25 protein-coding genes and 1 pseudogene are annotated in these 22,425 nt (G+C 61.2%); 7 read left to right on the top strand and 19 right to left on the bottom strand.

The annotated features are described in order from the left end of the window. Positions 1–56: 56 nt before the first annotated feature. On the top strand, positions 57–1,553 hold the full coding sequence (locus ABI660_RS01235) for an NAD(P)/FAD-dependent oxidoreductase (RefSeq protein WP_348064142.1): 1,497 nt from the start codon (positions 57–59) through the stop codon (positions 1,551–1,553). On the opposite strand, the gene ABI660_RS01230 is transcribed toward ABI660_RS01235, so the two are convergent. Beyond that, entirely contained in the window at positions 1,550–2,707 is a 1,158-nt protein-coding gene (locus ABI660_RS01230) for a zinc-binding dehydrogenase (protein ID WP_348064141.1), read from the bottom strand. The genes ABI660_RS01235 and ABI660_RS01230 overlap by 4 nt on opposite strands. A gap of 164 nt (positions 2,708–2,871) precedes the next feature. Between ABI660_RS01230 and ABI660_RS01225 the strand changes: the two genes are divergently transcribed. The 5 genes from ABI660_RS01225 to ABI660_RS01205 all read left to right on the top strand — a co-directional run bounded on the left by ABI660_RS01225 (position 2,872) and on the right by ABI660_RS01205 (position 6,697). Then, a complete protein-coding gene (locus ABI660_RS01225) occupies positions 2,872–3,693 on the top strand; it encodes a hypothetical protein (RefSeq protein WP_348064139.1) in 822 nt (273 codons plus the stop codon). 101 nt (positions 3,694–3,794) lie between these two features. After that, the gene (locus ABI660_RS01220; protein WP_348064137.1) at positions 3,795–4,199 is read left to right on the top strand and encodes a hypothetical protein; all 405 of its coding nucleotides are present in this window, start codon (positions 3,795–3,797) and stop codon (positions 4,197–4,199) included. A gap of 96 nt (positions 4,200–4,295) precedes the next feature. Next, entirely contained in the window at positions 4,296–5,222 is a 927-nt protein-coding gene (locus tag ABI660_RS01215) for a hypothetical protein (RefSeq protein ID WP_348064136.1), read from the top strand. A 23-nt stretch (positions 5,223–5,245) separates the two neighbouring features. After that, positions 5,246–5,773, top strand: coding sequence for a hypothetical protein (locus ABI660_RS01210; protein ID WP_348064134.1), 528 nt, complete (start codon positions 5,246–5,248; stop codon positions 5,771–5,773). A gap of 54 nt (positions 5,774–5,827) precedes the next feature. Then, positions 5,828–6,697, top strand: coding sequence for a hypothetical protein (locus ABI660_RS01205; protein WP_348064133.1), 870 nt, complete (start codon positions 5,828–5,830; stop codon positions 6,695–6,697). 515 nt (positions 6,698–7,212) lie between these two features. Here ABI660_RS01205 and ABI660_RS01200 read toward each other — a convergent pair. From ABI660_RS01200 to ABI660_RS01165, 8 genes and pseudogenes are all read right to left on the bottom strand, one after another. Continuing rightward, on the bottom strand, positions 7,213–7,593 hold the full coding sequence (locus ABI660_RS01200; RefSeq protein WP_348064131.1) for a dihydrofolate reductase family protein: 381 nt from the start codon (positions 7,591–7,593) through the stop codon (positions 7,213–7,215). 323 nt (positions 7,594–7,916) lie between these two features. Then, positions 7,917–8,297, bottom strand: a complete 381-nt coding sequence (locus tag ABI660_RS01195; RefSeq protein WP_348064130.1) for a YciI family protein — start codon at positions 8,295–8,297, stop codon at positions 7,917–7,919. Positions 8,298–8,445: 148 nt separating this feature from the next. After that, positions 8,446–8,754 (bottom strand): HigA family addiction module antitoxin, encoded by a 309-nt coding sequence (locus ABI660_RS01190; protein ID WP_348064128.1) that lies wholly within the window; start codon positions 8,752–8,754, stop codon positions 8,446–8,448. A 21-nt stretch (positions 8,755–8,775) separates the two neighbouring features. Continuing rightward, complete coding sequence (locus tag ABI660_RS01185) at positions 8,776–9,054, bottom strand: type II toxin-antitoxin system RelE/ParE family toxin (protein WP_348064126.1); 279 nt, start codon at positions 9,052–9,054, stop codon at positions 8,776–8,778. A gap of 227 nt (positions 9,055–9,281) precedes the next feature. Then, entirely contained in the window at positions 9,282–10,481 is a 1,200-nt protein-coding gene (locus ABI660_RS01180; protein WP_348064124.1) for a formyltransferase family protein, read from the bottom strand. 67 nt (positions 10,482–10,548) lie between these two features. Next, on the bottom strand, positions 10,549–11,709 hold the full coding sequence (locus ABI660_RS01175; protein WP_348064122.1) for an aminotransferase class V-fold PLP-dependent enzyme: 1,161 nt from the start codon (positions 11,707–11,709) through the stop codon (positions 10,549–10,551). 95 nt (positions 11,710–11,804) lie between these two features. Continuing rightward, a pseudogene (locus ABI660_RS01170) lies at positions 11,805–11,891 on the bottom strand (HAD family hydrolase); the annotation flags it as partial. A 125-nt stretch (positions 11,892–12,016) separates the two neighbouring features. Then, positions 12,017–12,832, bottom strand: coding sequence for an oxidoreductase (locus tag ABI660_RS01165; RefSeq protein ID WP_348064120.1), 816 nt, complete (start codon positions 12,830–12,832; stop codon positions 12,017–12,019). Positions 12,833–12,913: 81 nt separating this feature from the next. Between ABI660_RS01165 and ABI660_RS01160 the strand changes: the two genes are divergently transcribed. Next, positions 12,914–13,357: a helix-turn-helix domain-containing protein gene (locus ABI660_RS01160; protein WP_348064118.1), complete on the top strand. Its 444-nt coding sequence runs from the start codon at positions 12,914–12,916 to the stop codon at positions 13,355–13,357. Positions 13,358–13,406: 49 nt separating this feature from the next. Here ABI660_RS01160 and ABI660_RS01155 read toward each other — a convergent pair whose 3' ends face one another. From ABI660_RS01155 to ABI660_RS01110, 10 genes are all read right to left on the bottom strand, one after another. Then, a complete protein-coding gene (locus tag ABI660_RS01155; RefSeq protein ID WP_348064329.1) occupies positions 13,407–14,072 on the bottom strand; it encodes an HAD family phosphatase in 666 nt (221 codons plus the stop codon). Positions 14,073–14,320: 248 nt separating this feature from the next. Beyond that, positions 14,321–14,719 (bottom strand): YchJ family metal-binding protein, encoded by a 399-nt coding sequence (locus ABI660_RS01150; protein ID WP_348064116.1) that lies wholly within the window; start codon positions 14,717–14,719, stop codon positions 14,321–14,323. A 153-nt stretch (positions 14,720–14,872) separates the two neighbouring features. Further along, positions 14,873–15,322 carry a rhodanese-like domain-containing protein gene (locus ABI660_RS01145; protein ID WP_348064114.1) on the bottom strand — a complete coding sequence of 150 codons (450 nt, stop codon included), beginning with the start codon at positions 15,320–15,322 and terminating at the stop codon, positions 14,873–14,875. A 310-nt stretch (positions 15,323–15,632) separates the two neighbouring features. After that, a complete protein-coding gene (locus tag ABI660_RS01140; protein ID WP_348064112.1) occupies positions 15,633–16,760 on the bottom strand; it encodes an acyl-CoA dehydrogenase family protein in 1,128 nt (375 codons plus the stop codon). An 8-nt stretch (positions 16,761–16,768) separates the two neighbouring features. Next, entirely contained in the window at positions 16,769–17,434 is a 666-nt protein-coding gene (locus ABI660_RS01135; RefSeq protein ID WP_348064110.1) for an SDR family oxidoreductase, read from the bottom strand. A 66-nt stretch (positions 17,435–17,500) separates the two neighbouring features. Beyond that, positions 17,501–18,682, bottom strand: a complete 1,182-nt coding sequence (locus ABI660_RS01130; RefSeq protein WP_348064327.1) for an acetyl-CoA C-acyltransferase — start codon at positions 18,680–18,682, stop codon at positions 17,501–17,503. A 26-nt stretch (positions 18,683–18,708) separates the two neighbouring features. Then, positions 18,709–19,191, bottom strand: coding sequence for a hypothetical protein (locus ABI660_RS01125; RefSeq protein ID WP_348064108.1), 483 nt, complete (start codon positions 19,189–19,191; stop codon positions 18,709–18,711). Between the two features lie 4 nt (positions 19,192–19,195). Further along, the gene (aceK, locus tag ABI660_RS01120) at positions 19,196–21,007 is read right to left on the bottom strand and encodes a bifunctional isocitrate dehydrogenase kinase/phosphatase (RefSeq protein WP_348064106.1); all 1,812 of its coding nucleotides are present in this window, start codon (positions 21,005–21,007) and stop codon (positions 19,196–19,198) included. A 5-nt stretch (positions 21,008–21,012) separates the two neighbouring features. Then, entirely contained in the window at positions 21,013–21,675 is a 663-nt protein-coding gene (gene can, locus ABI660_RS01115; RefSeq protein WP_348064104.1) for a carbonate dehydratase, read from the bottom strand. A 10-nt stretch (positions 21,676–21,685) separates the two neighbouring features. Next, a partial coding sequence (locus tag ABI660_RS01110) for an acyl-CoA dehydrogenase family protein (RefSeq protein WP_348064102.1) occupies positions 21,686–22,425 on the bottom strand: 740 nt, incomplete at its 5' end.

Below are 22,425 nucleotides of genomic sequence, written 5' to 3'. Positions count from 1 at the left end.
GGCGTTCAGGCGTAGGCGCTTGCTCGCGTGCGCAGGGCGTGACATAAACTGTCCGCATGACAGTCGCCGACCCTGACACCCCTTTCTTCGACGTGGTGGTCGTGGGCGCCGGGCTCTCCGGCATCGCAGCAGCTCACTATCTTCAGACCCTGTGCGCCGCACGCAGCTACGTCATTCTGGAAAACCGGCAGGCGATCGGCGGCACCTGGGACCTGTTCCGTTATCCCGGCGTGCGCTCCGACTCCGACATGTTCACCCTGGGTTACAGCTTCCGGCCCTGGCAGAGCAACGCCAGCTTTGCGGCGGGTCCGGACATCCGCGACTACGTGACCGCCACCGCGCGCGATGAAGGCATAGACCAGCACATCCGTTTCGGCCATCGCGTCAGCGCCGCCGCGTGGGACGCGCAGCAAGCCCGCTGGACCATCACCGCCACCCTCAACGCCGATGGCGAGCCCCCTCGCGAAGTGCGCTTTAGCTGTTGCTTTCTGTTCTTTTGCAGCGGCTACTACGACTACGCGCAGGGCTACGAGCCGCAGTGGCCGGGCCGCGAGACTTTCGCCGGCCGCATCGTGCATCCACAACACTGGCCGGCAGACCTCGACTACCGCAACCGCAAGGTGGTGGTGATAGGCAGCGGCGCCAGCGCGGTGACGCTGGTGCCCGAGATGGCAGGCAGCGCCGCCCATGTGACGATGTTGCAGCGCTCGCCCAGCTACATCGTCGCCCTGCCGACACACGACGGTATTGGCGCGCTGTTGCGGCGATGCCTGCCGGACCGGATCTCGCACACGCTGATCCGGTGGAAGAACATTTCGCTGGCCAGCGCTTTCTACCAATTCGCGCGGCGCAGGCCGGCCACCGTCAGGCGCCTGATCCTGCGGCAGGCCAGGCGGCTGCTGGGCCCTGCCTTCGACGTAGAGCGCCATCTTGCGCCCAGCTACAAGCCCTGGGACCAGCGCCTGTGCATTGCGCCGGATGCAGACATCTTCAAGGCCGTGCGGTCGGGCAAGGCCGACATCGTGACCGGGCAAATCGAGTGCTTCACATCACGCGGCCTGCGCCTGAGCTCTGGCGAGGAAATTGCGGCGGACGTGATTGTCACCGCCACCGGCCTGCAGCTCAAGGTACTGGGCGGCGTGTCACTCAGCATGGACGGCGCAGCGGTGGACATGTCGAAGGCCATCGTCTACCGGGGCGCGATGTTCAGCGGCGTGCCCAATCTGGCGGTGGCCTCGGGCTACACCAATGCGTCGTGGACGCTCAAGTGCGAGCTGGTGGCGCGTTATGTCTGCCGCCTGCTCAATGACATGGAGGCGCGCAAGCTCGACGTGTGTATGCCGGTCAATGACGACCCGCAGCTGCCGACGCAGGCCTTCATCGACCTGAGCTCGGGCTATGTACAGCGCTCTGCCCACCTGCTGGCGCGCCAGGGCTTAAGGCGGCCATGGCGCATGTACCAGAACTACCTGCTGGACCTGCTGGCGCTGAAGTTTTCACCGCTGCGCGACGGCGTGCTGAGGTTTTGGGCCAAACCAGCGCCACGCGATTAAGCGGCGATGCCCTTGTTGGGGTTGAGTAAATACTTGGTGCCCGTGGCGCGCTGGCCGTACACCGCAATCTCTGCGGGTTGCAGCGCCTCGGCCAGCGAAATCTCTTTCGAGTAGCTGCTGGCAAAGGTGGTTTTCAGCTCGCTGGCCACACGCTCGCGCAAGGCTTGTGCGGCCACCGGGCCAATACGCTGCAGAAAGGGGAACAGCAGCCAGCCGCCCATGCCCCAGGTCATGCCGAAGTTGCGGTTGAACTCCGTCGGTCGCGTGTCCAGGCCACCATAGATATAGACCTGCTTGTGGGTCGTTGACCCGTAGCGGCTGTATTCCTTGGCGGTCAGGTTCAGAGCGGCCTCCATGCAGCCGAGAATCTGTCCTGCCAGCTTGCCGCCGCCGGTGGCGTCGAAGGCCAGGGTGGCGCCGGTGGCCACCAGGGCCTGCGTCAGGTCTTCGATAAACGTCGGGGTTGACGCGTCGCACACATATTTCGCGCCCAACGACTTCAACAGCGCCGCCTGCTCGGGCTTGCGCACAATGTTCACCAGGCCGATGCCGTCCTTGAGGCAGATCTTGTTGAGCATCTGACCCAGGTTGGAGGCCGCCGCCGTGTGCACCAGAGCCGTGTGCCCCTCGCGCCGCATGGTCTCGACCATGCCCAGTGCGGTCAGCGGGTTGACGAAACACGAGGCTCCGTCGGCCGGCGTGCTGCCTTCTGGCAACAGCAGGCACTGCTCGGCCTTGACGCAGCGGTATTGCGCATACATGGCGCCGCCCAGCGTGGCCACTGTTTTGCCCAGCAGCGCCTGCGCGGCGGCCGAGTTGCCGGCGGCCACCACCACGCCCGCGCCTTCGTTGCCCACGGGCATGGCTTGGCCCAGCCGGCCAGCCATGGCCTTCATGGCCGCCGGCGGAATCTGTAACGTCACCACGGGCTGGCCGGCCGTGCCCGCCAGCGTAGCGGTGCTGATGTCGCCCGCGCCAAACAGCAGGCCGATATCGGACGGGTTGATGGGCGTGGCCTCGATGCGCACCACTACTTCATCGGCGGCAGGCGTGGGCGTGGGTACGCTGGTCAGCGAGATCTCCAGCACGCCTTCAGGTTTGACCAGGGACTGCAGTTGAAGGCCGGTAGGGGTCGGGCCAGGTGGGTTGGTCATGTTGGTTTGCCTTGTTGAATTAATGGATGAATGGTTATCGCACATCATGACACCACGCCGTTCGGGATAAGTCTGTCGGAGCCATGACCCTGCGGCATGCTCAGTGAAACCGGTTTATCCACTAGACTGACCGATACCCAGAAGCAAAAAAGGAGACAGACACCATGCGCCACCTCTTGATTCGCCCTTTGTTGTCCGCGGCCCTCGGCCTCGCCCTGCTGTGCAGCGCCGCCACTGGCGCGCTGGCCCAGACCAAACCCAAACTCAAGGACGTGGGCATCGACAAGCCCACCTCGTCCATCTACATCGGCAACAGTTTCTTTTATTACAACAACAGCCTGCACAACCATGTGGGGCAGTTGATCAGGGAAAGCATGCCAGGCCTTCGCCACCGCGCCAGCTCTGCCACCATCAGCGGCTCGGGCTTCAACTGGCACGACGTGGAAAGCTACTTCCGCCCCAACGCCGTAGGCTCGTACTCTTTCGGCGCCAACAACACCGTCAGCTTCAACAAGCTCGATCGCTTGTTCGACGTGGCCATCATGATGGACTGCAGCCAGTGCCCGCTGCACCCGCAGCTCAAGGATGTGTTCAGGGAATACGCCAAAAAACACGCCGACACCGTGCGCAAGCATGGCGCCAAGCCGGTATTCTTCATATCCTGGGCCTACCAGGACGTGCCGTCGATGACGGCAGAACTCGCCGAGGCCTACACCCAGGCCGGCAACGACAACAACGCCTTCGTCATTCCCGCAGGCCTGGCCTTCGCCCGGTCCATCGCCCAGAAGCCCGACCTGAACCTCTACGTGGCCGACAAGCGCCACCCCAGCCTTGCCGGCAGCTACCTGGCAGCCTGCACCACCTACGCCGCGCTGTTCAAGGCGTCACCGGTGGGCCTGAAGTACAGCGCCGGGCTGGACCCGGCAGTTGCACAGCATTTGCAGGCGGTGGCTTGGGAGACGGTGCAGGAGTATTTCAGGCCATAGCGCTTCCGTTACAGGTAGAAATTCTGGTAGCAAGCAAGGGTCTTCTCGCACCTTTCAAACCCCTTCTGCTACGAAAATCTCTTAAAAAGGAGGAGTAACAAATGCCTTGGTGGTTAACTGCACTCGGCGCCGCAATTGGCGGCCTTGCGACGTTCGTGATCTCATGGACAGCGCTGAAGCCGAGACAGCGCCTTTTTGCTACCCAACTCGTGACGCGTTGGGGGCAACGTACCGCGATCACTTTTGCCGTTTGTTATTTCGGCTGGGTCAACGTAAGTTTCCTGATGAAGGACGGTCCTGTGGGACGTCTGGAACTGCTCGTCCTCATCTTGGCAAATGCCGAGGCGCTCATCCTTTTGATCGTGCACCTATTCGTGAAGTTCTTTGGGGTGTTCCTCGACAAGCGCACCGCGCAATGGGTGAAGTTGAGAGAACGTTTGAACGCGCTTGAAACAACACTCAAGGCGCCCGATAGTGAACCAGTTACCTTTCGCAGCGAGTACTGAAATGCCACAAGATCAACTATCGGTCTGCACGAGCAGGGAGGGTACTGATCCAAAAGAGTGGGTTTTTTACTTTTTCGATTTGCTTTTGGTTGTTGCATGGCGAAGCTAAAGTCCGAACAACATCACTGGTGGCCCCGATGCGTCTCTCGCAATTGGGCCGCAGAAGACGGCACCACAGGTTGGATAAGGCCGGATGGCAATATTGTTCGCGTTCCACCCCACCGGTTGGGCGCGATTGGAAATGCCCATCACATCAAATTAGGTCATTCCCCAGGCGTAGAAACCTCATGGGACTCAAGTTTCGAGAGAGAGTTTGATATCGCTGATAACAACTTCCCGTCCGTGATTTCTTGGCTAGAAGGTCTCGAACGTAAATTCATACCAGAGGTCGATCTTCGCCGGAGGTTCCTTGCACTGTCGGCCAGCGACGATCAACTTAGGTTGTTGACCGAAAGTGTGGTTTCACTGGCAGTTCGTAGCCCCAGAAATCGCGCGGCCTCAGTCGCACTTGCTGAAAGGCTGCGAGGAACCCTGCCAAGTCATGAGCGAAACGCCTTAATTGGTGTGAATATGTGCCATTCGCAACGCATCATCACAGACAGCTTCGGTACACGAGGAAAGTACGCAGTTCTTTTTTCAGAGGGGCGAGAGTTTATCTTTGGCGATGGTTTCTTTCACAACGTTGTTGCCGTGAACACCGCACCCCTTACACCAAAACTTTTGGTGCCAATTACACCTTATATGAGCGTCATCGTAAGCCGACCAGGATCCTTCATGGTTGAGCCTCGCTTATCAACTCTCGTTCTCGACGATGATGAGGTTGAAAAGTGCAACCATGCCATTCAGGTTTATTCACGCAGCTCGCTCTTTTTTAGATCCCAGAAACCGACCCTCATTGAGGACTTCATGCGCAATGAGCACTTGGTTTACGCTGATCCGAACAACCCTATCGACAACTTGATTCTTAGTATTCCCGGCATCCCTCCAAGAGATCACTCTCTGCATTTTTTGATGCGCGGGTAGGATTTGATATACCACCTAACTCAATGAATAAGACGCATAACAAATCGCCTTTGGCACTCATTGGATACGGCGTTCTATTGGCAATAGTAACGGCGCCTGCCCTAGCACTGTCACCGGCAATTCCAGAAAATATGGTCTGTGCCGCCCCACAAATCTTCGTGGGGGAGATTCTTGCGACTCGCAGTATGGATTGCAGGTTGAAATATCCCGAAGGAAGTTGCTCTCCGACAGACAAAGTTGAAGTAGTGGTACGGGTAGACCGCATTGTTCTTTCATCGCCGGGACCTGCTTGGGCCAGTAAATTCGCTTTGAAAGAGGGCCAGAACGCAGACGTCGCTATTTGGATGCATAGACGAGGCTACAACAAATACCCAGCTTTATTGGAGACACACGAAAAGCCCATCACTGATGAAGTTGCAGCCAACTTGCTTAAAGGAAAACGGTTTGTTTTTTCCACAGGAGGACCCGATTCAGTCCTCTCTGGGATAGCAACTCTGCCAACCACCTTGCCCTGGATTGAGGAGACTCTTAAGAGTTGCCGCACCAAGTGAGCCCTAGAAAGTTGACTTTTCTCTCTGGTAGCATCAAAAAAAGATGGAGGCAAGATGCAGCAATTTCAAACAACAAGACGCCCGGGTTTAATCTGCAGCTTGCCGAAGATTGGGCTGCACCGGTTTGTGGTAACGATCGCAGCTCTTTTTTTGACGGGCTGTGTCTCCACCGCGCCTCTGGTGGACCAACTCAAGACGGCAAACCAGACGCGGATTGTGCTTGTCGTCGACCAGGCGCCCTTCAAGTACAACGTTCCCATTGCCGTTGTATTTGGGGAAATGGATCTCTTGGTGGCTTTGGCGCAGCCGGACAGGGAAACCCGCGCGGATGCAATTCTTACCGCGATGCACGCCAAACTGGCGGACAGCGCCTCAAAAAACGGTATTGCGACGGACCATCACCAAAAGTTTGTAACGCAGCTGGTGGAAAGCCTCCAGCGAGCGAGCATTGCGGTCGAGGTGCTACCCATCCCCTACGCTCTGAGAGGTGGGACGGATCGACGTTACAACTTGCCGGTACTTGAAGCAGTACCTTTTTCGCGCGGTTTGCCGGTGCTTGGCCTGAGTTTCGATGCCGGAAGTTGCAGCTATCCCCGCGTCTCTCCCTGCATCAGGTATTCGCTTCGAACCGTCCTTCCGCCAAAAAAGCCTCTCTCTCCTGCATCACCATCGACAACCAGCTCCACAAAATCCTCGTCAGATGGTTCGAATTCTCCGCCCTCGTTTATCTGGTGGGGCGTCCCCTCGGGAATTCATCCCCACCACGCTCGGCCATACCCGTCGCAGATAAAAACATACTCATCTACCGACGATGCCATGCGAAACATTCGCGAGTTTGACGACTCCTTGACCCAGCTTGTCTCGCCTTCAGTTGACAGGCTCCTCATGGACATTGCACCGGACTTGGTCTCGAAGGCACGCTGAGTGGCGGGATGGGAAGTCCTTCTTTCAAACTCTTCAATAAAAAGGCTTCCACCCGGGAAGCCTTTTCTTTGAATAGCAGGGAAGCAGCCCTCAGCCAGCAACGGAGGCCGGTGCGGAAAGTCGTGAAGTCGAGGCCTTAGTCGCACTACAGCGGCACGCCGGCCGCAGTCTTTGCTTCCGCCGTGCTAAACGCTTTATTTGCTGGGCGTCATCTCAAAGAACCCAATCGGGTGCACCTCAATCCCCCACCCCCACTGCCTCACCCAAAGTCGCGGCCGGGTGCAGTGAGGCAACTCGCACCGCTTCTTCCCGATCCGCCGCTTCAATGATAAAAACCCGCCGGCCAGCTCCTTGGCCTCGGCATAAGGCCCGCCGGTCACTTGCGGCTTGCCGTTGCGCGGGCGCAGCGCGAAAGCAGCTTACGGGCCTTTGAGGGAGGCGCTGCACCTAGCTCGCCGGTGGCCTTGAGCCCGGCGAAATTCCATAACGACGACAAATGACGCGTGTCGCGGTGCTCATCGCCGCTGTGAAACGTACTGAAGCACGACCACGCCGCAGTCGAACGGCACCGCGCCCCGCAGTTGCATCGCCACCGGTTTCCGCAAGTCCTTGAACATGGGCCTTCCGGTGCCCAGGAAGGTGGGGTTCTGGAAAATGTGCAATTCGTCGATCAGCCCGGCCGCCAACAGCGAAGAGGCGAAGGTAGGCCCGCCATAGACCAGGATGTCCTGACCCTGCTCGCGCTTGAGGGCATGGATGGCCTCTTCGAAGCCGCCGTGGGCAAGTTCCGTGCGCGGCCATGAAGACCGCTCCAGGGTCCGGCTGAACACGACCTTGCGCATCTGCGTGATGCGCTGCGCAAACGCGTACTGGGGATCCGCCGGGTTGCGCGCCACCTGCTCCCAATGGTCGATGAAGCCTTCTGCGCCATGGCCCTGCTCAGAAGGATGCAGTCGGACGAAGCGGTGAGCGCGTTATGGTATTCGCGCAGGCGCGGGTCCCACTGCCATTCGGGCGCCCAGTTCCACACCATCCAGTCGGTACCGCCTTCATCGTCCGCAACAAAACCGTCGGCGGAGACCTGCATTTCCAGTTTCAGCTTTCTCATTGTTTGCTCCATCACTCGAATGATTTTTGTACGCAACCGCGTCCTGCCACCTGCTCGGTCAAGGCGCGCTCGACGACTTGCGGCTACAGGTACTTGCGCCGCACTGACGGCTTATTGGCCCGGTGTCATCTCAAAAAACCCAATCGGGTGAATCTCGATCCCCCACCCCACAGCTTCACCCAAAGTCGCGGCCGGGTGCAGCGAGGCCACCCGCACGGCCTCGTCCCGATCCGCCGCTTCAATGATGAAGAACCCACCAACCAGCTCCTTGGCCTCGGCATAGGGCCCATCGGTCACCTGTGTCTTGCCGCTGCGCGGGCGCAGGGCAAAAGCAGCTTCCGGGCCGCCGAGCGAGGCGCTGACCACCAGTTGGCCGGTTTTCTTGAGTTCGGCGTCTTTGGCCGGGCATTGGCTGACCAGGGCCTGCACATCGGCGGCCGCCATGGCGGCGAATTTTTCGGGGTGGTAGTAGGCGAGGCAGAGGTATTTCATGGGAAGGTCCTTTGAGGGTTGTTGAACGTCACACCTGTACGACGAATGGCGAGCCTGCGTTTCGACATGAATCCGGCTTAATAAGAAAAAAGCCTCCACCAGGGAGGCTTTTCCTTTCGCAAGCCGGTATTTGTCTACCTTCAGGCGCTCATGCGGGCAAACCGGAAGCCACCGTAGGCCGTTTGGCTTTCTTGACTTTCGGCTCGCCTTTTTTCTTCGCTTGCCAGAGGTCGTACTGGCCCTGCATGCGCAGCCATATTTCGGGGCCATTGCCGACCCACTTGCCTACGCGAAGCGCCATCTCGGCTGTGATGGCGGCGCGCCCGTTGATCACACGCGACAAGGTGACACGTGACACGCCCAACTGCTCTGCCGCTTCGTTCACGCTGAGCTGCAATTCGGGTAGGACGTCATCACGAATGATCAGACCGGGGTGGGTGGGATTGTGCATAGTCATCTTCATCAACTTTCAAACACGCTAGTGGTAGTCCTGGTAGTCAACCAGCATGGCGTCCTGTCCTTCAAACACAAAAGTCAGCCGCCAGTTACCGTTGACCCCTACAGACCAATGACCCTTCAAGTCCCCAGCCAGGGCATGAAGTCGCCAACCGGGAATGTCCATCTGCTCTGGCGCGGCCGCCTGGTTCAAGGCCGTCAGCTGGCGATTAAGTTTGTCGGCTTGATGCGGCTGAATGCCCGCCTTGCTGCCCTTCTCAAAAAAAGCCTGGAGCCCTTTGTGGCGAAACGATTTGATCACCCAAGCAGTGTATCGCTCGGCGATACAACACGCAAGGCTGCCTGTGTTGGACTATGACCAAGCAACCATCGGAGGCATCAAAAATGCTACGTATTTAATAGCTGCTTGCGCCCGTCATATAAGGGCTAGAGGTCTTTTTGACCATATTTTCTGGCGGGAGAGCCCTCACCCCTGCCCTCTCCCGCATGGAGAGGGAGTAGGCGCAGGGGCCGAGCACCGGCGGAGCACTACTGCGGTGCTAGCACCCCGGCGGGCGCGGCGCGGGCGGGCGCCGGGCTTTGGGCCTGGCGTTCACCTAAAGCGATGTCGAGCATCATCTCGCTGGCCAGGGGGCCGAGTTCCCGCTGCAGGGCCTCGATGGACAGGGCGGCGGGCACCAGCAGGTGCGCCTCGACCTTGAAGGTCTGCTTGCCCGACACGCCGCTGCGGACGATGTCGGTGTGGATGTTCTCGATGCTGATGCCGCGTTCGGCCAGCATCTTCGTCAGGTTGCTGACGATGCCCACCCTGTCTTCGCCCACCAGCTCCAGCTCCACCACGCGCAGCGAGGTGGGCATGCTGGCGCCGTTGCTCTTGGCCACGACCACCTGCAGGCCGCTGGACTCCAGCCCGCGCAGCGAGGCGGCCAGGGCGTCTGCGTTTTCGCGTGGCACCTCGAAGTGCACCATGCCGGCAAACTCACCGGCCAGCCGGGTCATGCGGCTGGCTGCCCAGTTGGCGCCGAAACGATGGGCGCGTTCAGCCAGCGAACTCACGATGCCGTGCCGGTCAGCCCCGACGATGGAGACGACGAGTGAGGCGGTTGTGGGCGAGGCTTCTTCGGTCAGCACAACTGCCCGGCGGATCATGGGTGCGCGGGTGGCGAAGGTGGTGTCTTGCAGGGTGGCGGGCACCCGGCCTTCCAGCCGGGCGATCTGGACCACCTTGCTGAGCAGGGCCAGCCCCATGGGCGCGAGGGCGCGCTCCCAGAGCTCGCGTGCGGTTTCGCCTTTTTTGACAAAACACCAGTCCTGCGCGGCAATGGCGCCGGCGTCCCAGCCGTCGGCCAGGTGGTAGACCGAGCCGCCGGCGATGGCGTCGCCTTCCAGAATGGTCCACTCAACGGCGGCAATCCCGCGGTGCCGCGGCAGCAGCGAGGGGTGGTAGCCGATGCCGCCCAGGCGCGAGCGCGCCAGCGCTTCGTCGCTCACCCGCGCATGCGTGTGCGCGGCGATGATGAGGTCGGTGCCCTCGGCAATCGCTTCGCCCGGAACCATCTTGGGGTTGGCCAGCACATGCACAGCAATGCCGGCCGCTTGCGCCGCCAGCGCCAGCCGGTCATCGGCCGCCGGCGCGACGACGCTGGTGAACTCTATGCCTTCTTCCTTGCGCAGCGCCTCAAAAACCGAAGCGGCGAAAAAACGGGAGCCTACCAATGCGCATTTCATGGGCACATCTCTTCTTCAGATTAAAAAGGGAAAGGAAGGAAAAGAGAAAAGTCGAAGCGGGCGGGCTTCAGCCAGCCACCGCTTCGGCCACCGGCGCTGTCAGGCCGATGCGGTCCAGCGCGGCCGCAAGCTGGCCGACCGTGCGGTCTGTCTGGTGCCACTTCTCCAGCCCGAACAGGCCGATGCGGAAGGTCTTGAAGTCGGCGCCTTCGTCGCACTGCAGCGGCACGCCGGCAGCAGTTTGCAAACCCTGCTCCAGAAACTTCTTGCCGGACTGGATGTCCGGGTCCGTGGTGTAGCTGACCACCACGCCCGGGGCCTTGAAGCCCTCGGCCGCCACGCTGGGCAGGCCGCGGCTTTCAAACAACTTGCGCACCTTTTGCCCCAAGGCTTCCTGCTCGGCTTTGACTTTGGCAAAGCCGTAGGCCTGGGTTTCCTTCATGGCGGCGCGCAGGCGCGTGAGTGCGTCGGTGGGCAAAGTGGCGTGGTAGGCGTGGCCACCTTTTTCATACGTTTCCATGATCTGCAGCCACTTCTTCAAATCGCAGGCAAAGCTGGAGCTGGTGGTGCCTTCAATGGCGGTGCGGGCACGCTCGCTGAGCATGACCATGGCGCAGCAGGGAGAGCTGCTCCAGCCTTTTTGCGGGGCCGAGATCAGCACGTCCACGCCGGTGGTTTTCATGTCTACCCACATGGCGCCGGAGGCGATGCAGTCGAGCACGAAGAGGCCACCCACGGCATGTACAGCGTCGGCCACGGCCTGGAGGTAACTGTCGGGCAGGATCATGCCGGAAGCGGTTTCCACATGCGGGGCAAACACGACGGCCGGTTTTTCTTTGGCGATGGCGGCCTGCACCTCGGCAATCGGCACCGGCGCCCAGGGGGCTTGCGCGCCCTGGCTGGTCTGGCGTGCCTTGAGCACGGTGGACGAGGCGGGGATGCTGCCCATGTCGAAGATCTGCGTCCAGCGGTAGCTGAACCAGCCGTTGCGAATGACCATGACGTGTTTGCCGGCGGCGAACTGGCGTGCCACGGCTTCCATGCCGTAGGTGCCGCTGCCGGGGACCAGCACGGCGGAGTGCGCGCCATAAACTTCCTTGAGGATGCAGGAGATGTCGGTCATCACGCCCTGGAAGCTCTTGGACATGTGGTTGAGTGCGCGGTCGGTGTAGACCACCGAAAATTCAAGCAGGCCATCAGGGTCAACGTGGGGCAGCAATCCAGGCATAGGGTTTTCTCGGAGTAGTTGAAACAGGTTCGGCCCGGCAGCTTAGCACTGCCCGCCCTTCCCGTGGCGGCAGCCGGTTTTGCGCCGTGCCCGCGCAACAGGTCGCGCAACACGCCATTGATGATGGGCTCGCTGCCAACGAGCACGCCATCACGGACGAACAACACGGCTTCGCATTTCAGCAAGGGAAAACCTTTCCCTGGGTTGCTATTGAATCAGTAGCTGCTCGCGACCATCAGACAAGGGCTGGATGCCAATTTGATACATGAATCAAAGCCGGCCCGCGCGTGGGAGGCATCTTCCATCGTCAAACCGGGAAGCCGTTGAACTTGCGCAGCGCCTTGTCGACCATGCTTTCGGGCATGTAACGGCGCAGCACACGCACCTGGCTTGACTGCTTGCCCGCCGAATAGCGCAACTTCGGCGTTGCGGCTGTGGCGGCCTTGACGACGACATCGGCAACGACCTGCGGGGCGTCGCCGGCCTCCATCAACGTGCGCATGAGCGCCTCGCTGCGTGCACGGTCTTCGGCATAGGTTGCCATGGGCTGGTCGGCCCGCGTCAGGTTCTCTTCGAAGGCGGTGCGCGTCACGCCCGGCTCCACCAATACCACGCGGATACCGAACCGGCGCACTTCGTGGTCAAGGGATTCCGAATAGCCTTCGATCGCGTGTTTGGTGGACGAATAAAAAGCATTGAACGGCGCAGGAATCAGCCCCAGGATCGAACTCATGTTGATGATGCGGCCGCCCTTTTGGGCCCGCATGATGGGCAGGACCGCGTTGACGACGCGGGCGACGCCGAACACGTTCACGTCGAACAGGCGCTGGGCCTGGTTGATCGACGACTCTTCGGCGGCGCCGAGCAGGCCCACGCCTGCGTTGTTGACGACGAGGTCGATACGCCCCGCCTGCTTGACGACCTCCTCCACGAGGCTCTTTACAGAGGCCTCGTCGGTCACGTCGCAAACCAGCATCGTGACGCCATGAGGAGGGCTGGAGATCGCCTTGCGGCTTGTCCCAAAAACCTGGTACCCGGCGTTTACCAGGGACTGGGCAGTCACCCGCCCGATGCCCGACGAAGCCCCCGTCACGAGTGCGATACCCTTGTTTGTGTTGTTCATTCGATCTCCTTCGTCACAGGCTGGATTGCCGATGAAAGGGATGTTACTATCAAAACAGTACTAAGTCACTATCAAAACGATATGATCGAAGAAAATATTTTGACCCTGGGGTGTCCGGTCGCTCGGGGCCTCGAATCCGTCGGTGATGCCTGGAGCATCCTGATCCTGCGGGACGCGCACGCAGGCCTGGCACGCTTCGACCAGTTCAGGAAGAACCTCGGAATTGCGCCGACGATGCTCACCCGGCGGCTAGGTGCCCTGACAGACGCAGGATTGCTGGAAAAACGGATCTACTCCGAGCGCCCTCCGCGCGAGGAATACGTGCTGACAGATGCCGGCCGCGACTTCCTGCCGGTCTTGCTGATGATCGGTGCTTGGGCGCAGCGGAACTGCGGCCAGAACCTCGCGCGCTATATCGACGATGAGACGGGCCTTGAGATCCAGCCCATCGGCGTCGATGCAGTGACGGGCGCAAAACTCGGAAGCCGGCCGATGCGAATGGGTCCACCCAAGCAGGCATCCTGACCAAGGGCGGGCGGCCGATTTCATGCATAAATCCGGCACAAAGACGCACTCAGGCCATCAGTAGCGCGGGCAGCTCGGCCATGTCGATGAAGATGAGGCTGGCGCCTGCCGAGCGCAGGGCCTCCGGCGCGTCATGCCCGGCTTCGGGCGGGCTGTAGCCAAACACGGTGGCGCCTGCGGCCACGCCGGAAGTGACGCCGGTGACGGTGTCTTCCACCACCGCGCAGCGCCTGGCGTCCAGGCCCAGCGCCGCGGCTGCGGCCAGGTAAACATCGGGCGCGGGCTTGGAGCGCGGCAGTTCGTGGCCGCTGAAGATGCGGCCCTTGAAATAAGGCATGAGGCCGCACTTTTCGAGCTGCAGCTCTACCTTGAAACGGTCGGCGCCGGAGCCACAGGCAATGCGGCCGTCGTACAACTGGTGAATCAGCGCCACCGCCTCCACCGCACCGCGGATCGGCAGCAGGCCTTCGACCAGTGCCTCGTTGCGCCGCCCGCGAAATTCGTCCAGCCACTGCGCCGTCAGCGGGCGCCCGGTGTTCGCCTCGATGATGGCGATTTCGTCCTTGACGGCCTTGCCGATGAACAGGCGCATGCACTCCGCAGAGCTGAGCTTCCAGCCGGCCTCTTCTAGCATGTCGCGCAACACGCCATTGGTGAGGGGCTCGCTGTCCACCAGCACGCCATCACAGTCGAACAACACGGCATCGAATTTCAACAAGGGAAAACCTTTCTCTGAATTGTTATGGGTGCTATGGTTGCCATGGATTGCTATCGAATAAGTAGCTGGTGGCGCCCGTGGAATAAGGGCTGGAGGCCTATTTGACCGCGCATTGCAGCGGACCGCCAGACCACGGTGCATAGCCTTTCAACTGGGAAAGCGTTCTTTAATTTCGCTATCTATTTGGTAGCTTATCACGCACAGGGGGTATGGGCTGGAGGCACTTTTGACTCTAAACCGGAGCTTCAGAGCTGGTCGCCGTCCACGTAGTACCAGCGCCCGGCTTCGAGCACGAAGCGGCTGCGCTCATGCAGGCGCACGGCCGGGCTGCCGGGGCCTTTCTGGCGGGCGACAAATTCGACTTCGGCGTGGGTGGTGTCCGGCACCTGGTGCTGCAGCACTTCCAGCCCCAACCATTTGACGCCGGGGTCAAACGTGATGTCTGAGGGACGGCGGCTGGTGTGCCAGGTGGCGCGCAGGTAGTCGGCGCGCTCGAACACAAAAGCGCTGTAGCGCGAACGCATCAGGGCTTCGGCATCGGGTGCAGGCGTCTGCGCAAAATGGTCCACGAACCGGCCGCAGCAAGCGGCGTAAGCCAGCGGCCGGCCGCGCGCATCGGCGCGTCCGCAGGGGCAGGCGGCCACCGTCAGCCCCTAGTACTGCAGCCCGAAAATATCGAACCATGAAAGCGCGCCTTCGCACCCATGGCGGCGTTGCAATCCTTGCGAAGGCGCACAGCCTTCGCTGCGGCTTGCGCCTTGCCCTGGGCACGAGGTCATCACTTTCATTTTGTTTCGCTACTTCCGTGCTGCAGTACTAGCGGGGTGGCGCGCCGCGTGGGCCTGCTTGTGCGCCTCCAGGGTTTCCATGGGAGCGCCCTGCTTTTTCCACTCGGCAAAACCACCGTCGATGTGCGCCACGTTGGTCATGCCCATGTCCTGCAGGGTTTTGGTGGCCAGCGCGCTGCGCCAGCCGGCCCCACAAAAGAGGATGAACTCCTTGCCCTCGTCGCCGAACACCGGTTTGAAATAGGGCGAGGCCGGGTCCACCCAGAACTCCAGCATGCCGCGCGGCGCCAGCAAGGCACCAGGCACCGTGCCTTCGCGCTCCAGCTCGCGCACGTCGCGGATGTCGACGATCTGTACCTTCGGGTCGGCAAGTTTGGCTTGGGCTTCGGTGACCGAATAAGTGGTGACCTGCGCCATGGCCTCATCGACGAGGGCGCGGAATCCTTTGGTGATAGGCATGGGGTTGGTCTCCTGCTTGCTGGCTTGCGGACATGGATTGCGGATCAAGTCCGCAATGACAAAGTTTACGGCGTGCACCATTCCTGCGTTAACCCCGGTTTGTCATCCCGGGCTTGACCCGGGATCCATGCAGCACAAACCACCGCCGCCAGTACACATACATGGATTGCGGATCAAGTCCGCAATGACAAGCCTGCACCTCGACGCACAATTCAAGTAGGGGCCGCGGGACTGGCTTCGCCAGACCGCAGGCGCCGCCCCCTGCAAGGGGGGAGGAGGCTATACGCAGTGAGCCTCAACGGGGGTGTGCCTAGAGCTGTCTTTGGATGATGATTTTCTGCACGTCGGACGTGCCTTCGTAGATCTGGCAAACCCGCACGTCGCGGTAGATGCGTTCCACCGGAAAGTCGCTGACGTAACCGTAGCCGCCCAGCGTCTGGATGGCGGCGCTGCAAACTTCTTCGGCCATTTCGCTGGCAAAAAGTTTGGCCATGGCCGCCTCCTTCAGACAGGGCAGGCCGGCGTCACGCAGGCTGGCGGCGTGCCAGATCAGCTGGCGTGCGGCCTCTATCTTCGTGGCGCAATCGGCCAGGCGGAAACCCACCGCCTGATGGTTGAAGATGGCGGTGCCGAAGCTCTGGCGTTCCTTGGCGTAAGCGAGTGCGAACTCGAAAGCGCTGCGCGCCATGCCCACGCTTTGCGCGGCGATGCCGATACGCCCGCCTTCAAGCGCGCCCAGTGCGATCCTGTAGCCTTCGCCTTCGTTGCCGATCAGGTTGTCGGCCGGGACGCGGCAGTTGTCGAAATTGATCTGCGCCGTGTCGCTGGAATGCTGGCCCAGCTTGTCTTCCAGCCGTGCCACCACATACCCCGGTGCGCTGGTCGGCACGATGAAGGCGCTCATGCCTTTTTTGCCGGCCCCCTTGTCGGTAACCGCGATGACGATGGCGGCGTGGCCGTTCTTTCCGCTGGTGATGAACTGCTTGACACCGTTGATCACGTATTCGTCGCCGTCTTTCACGGCGGTGGTGCGCAGGGACGAAGCGTCGCTACCTACGTGCGGCTCTGTCAGGCAAAACACGCCTAGCATGTCGCCCTGCGCCAGCGATGTGAGCCACTGCTTCTTCTGCTGCGCATTGCCATAACGCATGAGGATGGCGCTGACGGGGCAGTTGGTGACGCTGATGGCGGTGCTGGTGCCGCCATCGCCGGCGGCAATTTCTTCCAGCACCAGGGCCAGCGTGACGTAGTCGAGGTTGGCGCCGCCGAATTCTTCGGGCACACAGATGCCGTAAGCGCCCAGCGCCGCCAGACCCTTGTGCGCCTCGACCGGGAAGTGGTGCTCCTTGTCCCACCTGGCGGCGTTCGGCCAGAGCTCGGCCTGAGCGAAGTCGCGCACCGCGTCGCGGATCATTTGCTGGTCTTGGGTCAGGATCATGGGGCTTCCTACCAGGCCAAGGCCTGGCCGTCGTAGTTGAGAAATGTGCCGTTGTGTTCGGCGCGCAAGTTGGCAATCGTCGCGCGCATGGCGGACACGCTTTGCGCAACATCCAGGTCGGCGCCCGCGCCGCCCATGTCGGTCTTCACCCAGCCGGGGTGCATGGCGGCACAAATGGCCTTGCCCTGCACGCCGAACGAGATGTCTTTGAGCACCGAGTTCACCGCGGCCTTGGAGGCGCGGTACAACCAACTACTGCCGTTGGTCCGCAGGCCCATGGAGCCCATGCGCGACGACAGCACAACCAGCCTGGCGCCGGGCGCAAGCACTTCGGTCAGCATGGGCAGCACGCGCATGGGCGCCAGCACATTGGTGCGCATCACCAGGTCAAACTCCGCTTCGGGCGGCGGATCACCCGCATTGCCACCGGCCAGCACGCCCGCAACATACAGCGCCACGTCGATCTTCTCGCCATCGAGCTGCCAGGCCAGGCCACTGACACTGGCCGGAGAAGCCACGTCAACCCGCAGCGCCGTGGCGTCCAGCGCCTTCAGCCGCGCCAGCCCGGCGTCGTCGCGCGCGGTGGCGATCACGCGCGCGCCGGCCTCACGGTACTGGCGCACAAACTCCAGACCGATGCCGCGCGATGCGCCCATGACGAGAACAGTGCTCATGTCAGCGTTGTTTCAAGGAAAATTGGCCCCTAGTCCTTATGCGGCGGGCGCAAGCAGCTATTTTATTTATAGCAACTCCACAGCCAGCGCCGTGCCTTCACCACCGCCAATACACAAGGTGGCCACGCCTTTCTTGAGGCCACGGGCTTTCAGCGCGTGAATCAGGGTGACGATGATGCGCGCACCGGATGCCCCTATGGGGTGGCCCAGCGCACAGGCGCCGCCGTTGACGTTGACGATGTCGTGGCTGATGCCGAGTTCTTTCATGGCAGCCATGGGCACGACGGCAAAGGCCTCGTTGACTTCCCAAAGGTCCACGTCTTTCACGCTCCAGCCGATTTTTTTGAGCAGTTTGTTGACGGCACCGACCGGTGCGGTGGTGAACCACTCGGGCGCCTGCGCGAAAGTGGCATGGCCGACGATGCGGGCAATGGGCGTGGCACCCAGTTCCTTCGCGGTCGATGCGCGCGTGAGCACCAGCGCGGCGGCGCCGTCGTTGATGGACGAGCTGGAGGCGGCGGTGATGGTGCCGTCTTTCTTGAACGCGGGCTTAAGCGTGGCCACCTTGTCGAGCTTGACCTTGCCCGGACCTTCGTCGATGGAAATAACGGTGTCGCCGGCGCGGCCCTTGACAGTGACGGGGGTGATTTCGGCCTTGAAGGCGCCGGATTCGGTGGCGGCCTTGGCGCGCTGCACGCTGGCAATGGCAAAGGCGTCCTGCGCTTCGCGCGTGAACTGGTACTTCTCGGCGCACTGCTCGCCGAAGGTGCCCATGGCGCGGCCGGGCTCGTACGCGTCTTCCAGACCGTCGAGCATCATGTGGTCAAAAATACGGTCGTGGCCGATACGGATGCCGCTGCGGCCCTTGAGCAGCAGGTGCGGCGCATTGGTCATGCTTTCCATGCCGCCGGTCACCATCACGTCGCGGCTGCCGGCGACGAGCTGGTCGTGCGCGAGCATGGTGGCCTCCATGCCGGAGCCGCACATTTTGGAGAGGGTGACGGCGCCGGTGCTGGCCGGCAGGCCGCCCTTGAAGCCGGCCTGGCGGGCAGGCGCCTGGCCCTGGCCGGCCATCAGGCAGTTGCCGAACAGCACTTCGTCGATTTTCTCGGGTGCAATGCCCGAGCGCTCGATGGCGGCCTTGATGGCAGCACCGCCCAGGTCATGGGCGGACAGGCTGGAAAAGTCGCCCTGGAAACCACCCATGGGAGTGCGGGCTGCGCCGAGGATGACGATGGGGTCAGCGATGTTGGATGTGGACATGGTTTTCTCCTTCAGTTAAGTTGAATGACTGTGCCGCGCTCTTCCTGGGCGACACGCAGGATGTATTGCTGAAAGCCCGGATCTTCGCCGCGCAGCAACAGCGGCAGGGCATTGAAAAAATTCTCGCGCCGGCACCACTCGCGCATGTAGTCGTCCCAGCTGTTCCAGCGACGCGCCTCGACCTCGCTCATACGTTCGTTCCAGGCGACGATGTAGGCACGCTCGAATAGGGAGATGAGCATCTCGTAGATGATCATGGTGCGCTCGTTCTGGTCAGGCGTGGGGTGCTCCAGCGCCTCGCTGGTGCGCAGGTGCAGGTCGGGGTTGGCCAGCACGACCTTCAGGAAGTCGTTGTAGGCGTCGGACAGCAGCTGGTAGGCCTCTTCCTCCTCGTTGTTGCGCTCCTTGCGCTGCTCGAGGGCGAAGAAGAAAATCGCGAAAGGCAGAGCCAGTGCGGTCACCACAAAGCTGGCGTATTCCCAGGCGTCTCTCATGGGCTCAGGCTTTCTGCTCCGCGTATTTGCGCACAAAGCGCCGCTCGCGCTCGTAAGGAAAGACGTCATGCACATGGCCTGCGGCAATGCGGTCCTTGTGCTGCTGCCAGAAGGTGGCGTCGAGCAGGTCGGCATGGTGCTTCATGAAAACTTCGCGCACGGCGTCGTTGCCGAGCAAAAAGGGCTCGAAGGTTTCCGGGAACACGTCTTTGGGCCCGACGGAGTACCAGACCTCGCCGCTCATTTCCTCTTCTTCATTGCGCGGGGTCGGCACCTTGCGGAAATTGCAGTCGGTGATGTATTCGATCTCGTCGTAGTCATAGAACACCACCTTGCCGTGCCGCGTGATGCCAAAATTTTTCCAGAGCATGTCGCCGGGGAAGATGTTGGCGGCCACCAGGTCCTTGATGGCGTTGCCGTACTCGACCACGGCGCGCTCGATCTGGCCTTTCGCAAACGGGTCTTCAACGCCGGTGTCAAACGCTTCCTGGAGGTAAATGTTCAGCGGGATCATGCGCCGCTCGATGTACACATGTTTGATGATGACCTCCATGTTTCCGTCGCCATCACGGTCGCTGATTTCGAGCTGGCTGGGCGCAAACTTTTCGATTTCGGCGAGCAACTCGTCGTCGAAGCGCTCACGCGGGAATGCCACTTCACTGTACTCCTGCGTATCGGCCATACGGCCGACGCGGTCATGCTGCTTGACCAGCAGGTACTTGCCCTTGATCTGCTCGCGCGTGGTGTCTTTTTGCGGCGGGTAATAGTCCTTGATGACCTTGAACACGTAGGGAAAAGACGGCAGGTCAAACACCAGCATGACCATGCCCTTGATGCCGGGCGCAATGCGAAACTTGTCGGTCGAGTGCCGCAGGTGGTAAAGAAAATCCCGATAAAACAGGGTCTTGCCCTGCTTGGCCAGGCCCAGCGCGTTGTAGATTTCGGCGCGCGGCATGCGCGGCATCATGCTGCGCAGGAACTGCACATAGGCGGAGGGAATGCCCATGTCCACCATGAAATAGGCACGCGCGAAGCTGAAGAGGATCAGCAGGTCGTCTTCGCCGACCAGCACCGAGTCAATCGCCAGCTTGCCCGATTTAGCATGCAGCAGCGGCAGCGCAAAAGGCAGCTCGCTGAAACCGTTGATCAGCTTGCCGACGATGTAGGCGCCCTTGTTCCTGAAAAATATGCTGGAAAGCACTTGGATCTGGAAATTGGCGCGCAACTTCACCTCGCCCAGCCGGTTGTTCAGCTCTTCCACCACATAGCCGGCGTCGCGTGCCAGGTCTTCAAACTCGACATGCAGTTCGAAGTCATTGACCATGCGGACGACGTGTTCATGCAGCGTGTCGCGCTGGGGGTAATAGGCGCGGTAGGTCGGCTGGGTGGCCAGCTCGTCGTTTTCAATGTACTCGGTGCTGACCGCCGGGCGGACAAAAATGAAGTCGTTGTGGAAGTAGCTGCGGTGCAGGATCTTGGTGGTAACCGAATTGAAAAAGGTTTCGGCCAGCTCGGGCTGGTGGTGGTTCACCAGCAAACCGATGTAATGCAGCTTGATCTGGTGCCAGACGTCCATAGGCTGCTCGCCCGCCTTGAACTCGCGCTCCAGGCGCATGGAGGCTTCGCGCACGCGCAGGTCGTAAAACTCGATGCGTTCGCGCTGCGCCCGCTGCTGGCCGTGCCAGTCGGCGGTTTCAAACCGGTGTTTGGCGCGGGCCGACTCGGTGCGAAACAGCTGGTAGTGGCGGTTGAAGCCATCCATCATCGCCTTGGCGACCTGGTAGGCCAGGGGGGAGTCGAGGCGCTGGGGAAACATGACCGTCAGACGGGACGCCGGGAGTCCCAGACGCGTTCGACCGCTATGCGGTACAGCGCATCAAGATCGGCGGGGTCGGAAATCGTCATTTTCAAATCCTGCAGCAGGCCGTCATGCACGCCAAAAGCCCAGCCGTGAATGCTGACCTTCTGGCCCTTGGCCCAGGCATCAACCATGACGGTGCTGACGCAGACGTTGACCACCTGCTCGATCACATTGAGGTCGCACAGCGCATCGGCGCGCACGGCGTCAGGCAGGCTGTCGAGCAGTTGCCGGTGGCGATGGCGCACGTCCTGGATGTGGCGTATCCAGTTGTCGGCCAGACCGATGCGCGCGCCTTCCAGCGCTGCCTGCACGCCGCCGCAACCGTAGTGACCCACCACCATGATGTGCTCGACCTTGAGCATGTCCACCGCAAATTGGATGGCCGACAGCGCATTGAGGTCGGAGTGCACCACGATGTTGGCCACGTTGCGGTGCACAAACACCTCGCCCGGCTCCAGCCCGGTGATCTGGTTGGCGGGCACGCGACTGTCGGAGCAGCCTATCCACATGTATTTGGGGCGCTGCTGCTTGATCAGGCTCGTAAAAAAGCCTGGCCGCTCGCGCTCCATCTGCGCGGCCCATGCGCGGTTGTGGGAAAAAAGTATTTGGATTTCAGAAGACATCGCCAGATTTTCACATGGTCTCGGCAAACAGCTCGCGGCCGATCAGCATGCGGCGGATCTCGCTGGTGCCGGCGCCAATTTCGTACAGCTTGGCATCGCGCCACAGGCGGCCCAGCGGGTAGTCGTTGATGTAGCCGTTGCCGCCGAAGATCTGCACGCCCTCGCCGGCCATCCAGGTGGCCTTCTCGGCACACCAGAGAATGACTGAAGCGCAGTCCTTGCGCACCTGGCGCACGTGCTCGGTGCCCAGCAGGTCGAGGTTTTTGGCGACGGTGTAGGCAAACGAGCGCCCGGCCTGCAGCACGGTGTACATGTCGGCCACCTTGCCTTGAATCAGCTGGAACTCACCAATGCTGGTGCCGAACTGTTTGCGGTCGTGGATGTAGGGAATCACGCTGTCCATGACGGACTGCATGATGCCCAGCGGCCCACCGGTGAGCACGGCGCGTTCGTAGTCGAGCCCGCTCATGAGCACCTTGGCGCCGCTGTTGAGGCCGCCCAGAATGTTCTGCGCCGGCACCTCAACATTGCTGAAGACCAGCTCGCCGGTGTGCGAGCCGCGCATGCCCAATTTGTCGAGCTTTTGCGCAACGGAAAAACCCTTCATGCCTTTTTCGATCAGGAAGGCCGTGACGCCACGCGCGCCCAGCTCGGGTTCGGTCTTGGCGTAAACCACCAGCGTGTCGGCGTCGGGCCCGTTGGTGATCCACATCTTGCTGCCGTTGAGCAGGTAGTAGCCGCCCTTGTCCT

It is taken from the genome of Polaromonas sp. (assembly GCF_039930745.1).
Classification (GTDB): domain Bacteria; phylum Pseudomonadota; class Gammaproteobacteria; order Burkholderiales; family Burkholderiaceae_C; genus Polaromonas.
Note: the sequence above shows the minus strand (reverse complement) of the source record. Positions and strands in the feature narration are given on the sequence as shown.

Excerpts from the sequence above, each read along its gene's own strand:
- ABI660_RS01235 (WP_348064142.1), top strand. The coding sequence starts at position 57 with ATGACAGTCGCCGACCCTGACACCCCTTTCTTCGACGTGGTGGTCGTG.
- ABI660_RS01230 (WP_348064141.1), bottom strand. The coding sequence starts at position 2,707 with ATGACCAACCCACCTGGCCCGACCCCTACCGGCCTTCAACTGCAGTCC.
- ABI660_RS01225 (WP_348064139.1), top strand. The coding sequence starts at position 2,872 with ATGCGCCACCTCTTGATTCGCCCTTTGTTGTCCGCGGCCCTCGGCCTC.
- ABI660_RS01220 (WP_348064137.1), top strand. The coding sequence starts at position 3,795 with ATGCCTTGGTGGTTAACTGCACTCGGCGCCGCAATTGGCGGCCTTGCG.
- ABI660_RS01215 (WP_348064136.1), top strand. The coding sequence starts at position 4,296 with ATGGCGAAGCTAAAGTCCGAACAACATCACTGGTGGCCCCGATGCGTC.
- ABI660_RS01210 (WP_348064134.1), top strand. The coding sequence starts at position 5,246 with ATGAATAAGACGCATAACAAATCGCCTTTGGCACTCATTGGATACGGC.
- ABI660_RS01205 (WP_348064133.1), top strand. The coding sequence starts at position 5,828 with ATGCAGCAATTTCAAACAACAAGACGCCCGGGTTTAATCTGCAGCTTG.
- ABI660_RS01195 (WP_348064130.1), bottom strand. The coding sequence starts at position 8,297 with ATGAAATACCTCTGCCTCGCCTACTACCACCCCGAAAAATTCGCCGCC.
- ABI660_RS01190 (WP_348064128.1), bottom strand. The coding sequence starts at position 8,754 with ATGACTATGCACAATCCCACCCACCCCGGTCTGATCATTCGTGATGAC.
- ABI660_RS01180 (WP_348064124.1), bottom strand. The coding sequence starts at position 10,481 with ATGAAATGCGCATTGGTAGGCTCCCGTTTTTTCGCCGCTTCGGTTTTT.
- ABI660_RS01175 (WP_348064122.1), bottom strand. The coding sequence starts at position 11,709 with ATGCCTGGATTGCTGCCCCACGTTGACCCTGATGGCCTGCTTGAATTT.
- ABI660_RS01165 (WP_348064120.1), bottom strand. The coding sequence starts at position 12,832 with ATGAACAACACAAACAAGGGTATCGCACTCGTGACGGGGGCTTCGTCG.
- ABI660_RS01160 (WP_348064118.1), top strand. The coding sequence starts at position 12,914 with ATGATCGAAGAAAATATTTTGACCCTGGGGTGTCCGGTCGCTCGGGGC.
- ABI660_RS01145 (WP_348064114.1), bottom strand. The coding sequence starts at position 15,322 with ATGCCTATCACCAAAGGATTCCGCGCCCTCGTCGATGAGGCCATGGCG.
- ABI660_RS01140 (WP_348064112.1), bottom strand. The coding sequence starts at position 16,760 with ATGATCCTGACCCAAGACCAGCAAATGATCCGCGACGCGGTGCGCGAC.
- ABI660_RS01135 (WP_348064110.1), bottom strand. The coding sequence starts at position 17,434 with ATGAGCACTGTTCTCGTCATGGGCGCATCGCGCGGCATCGGTCTGGAG.
- ABI660_RS01125 (WP_348064108.1), bottom strand. The coding sequence starts at position 19,191 with ATGAGAGACGCCTGGGAATACGCCAGCTTTGTGGTGACCGCACTGGCT.
- aceK (WP_348064106.1), bottom strand. The coding sequence starts at position 21,007 with ATGTTTCCCCAGCGCCTCGACTCCCCCCTGGCCTACCAGGTCGCCAAG.
- can (WP_348064104.1), bottom strand. The coding sequence starts at position 21,675 with ATGTCTTCTGAAATCCAAATACTTTTTTCCCACAACCGCGCATGGGCC.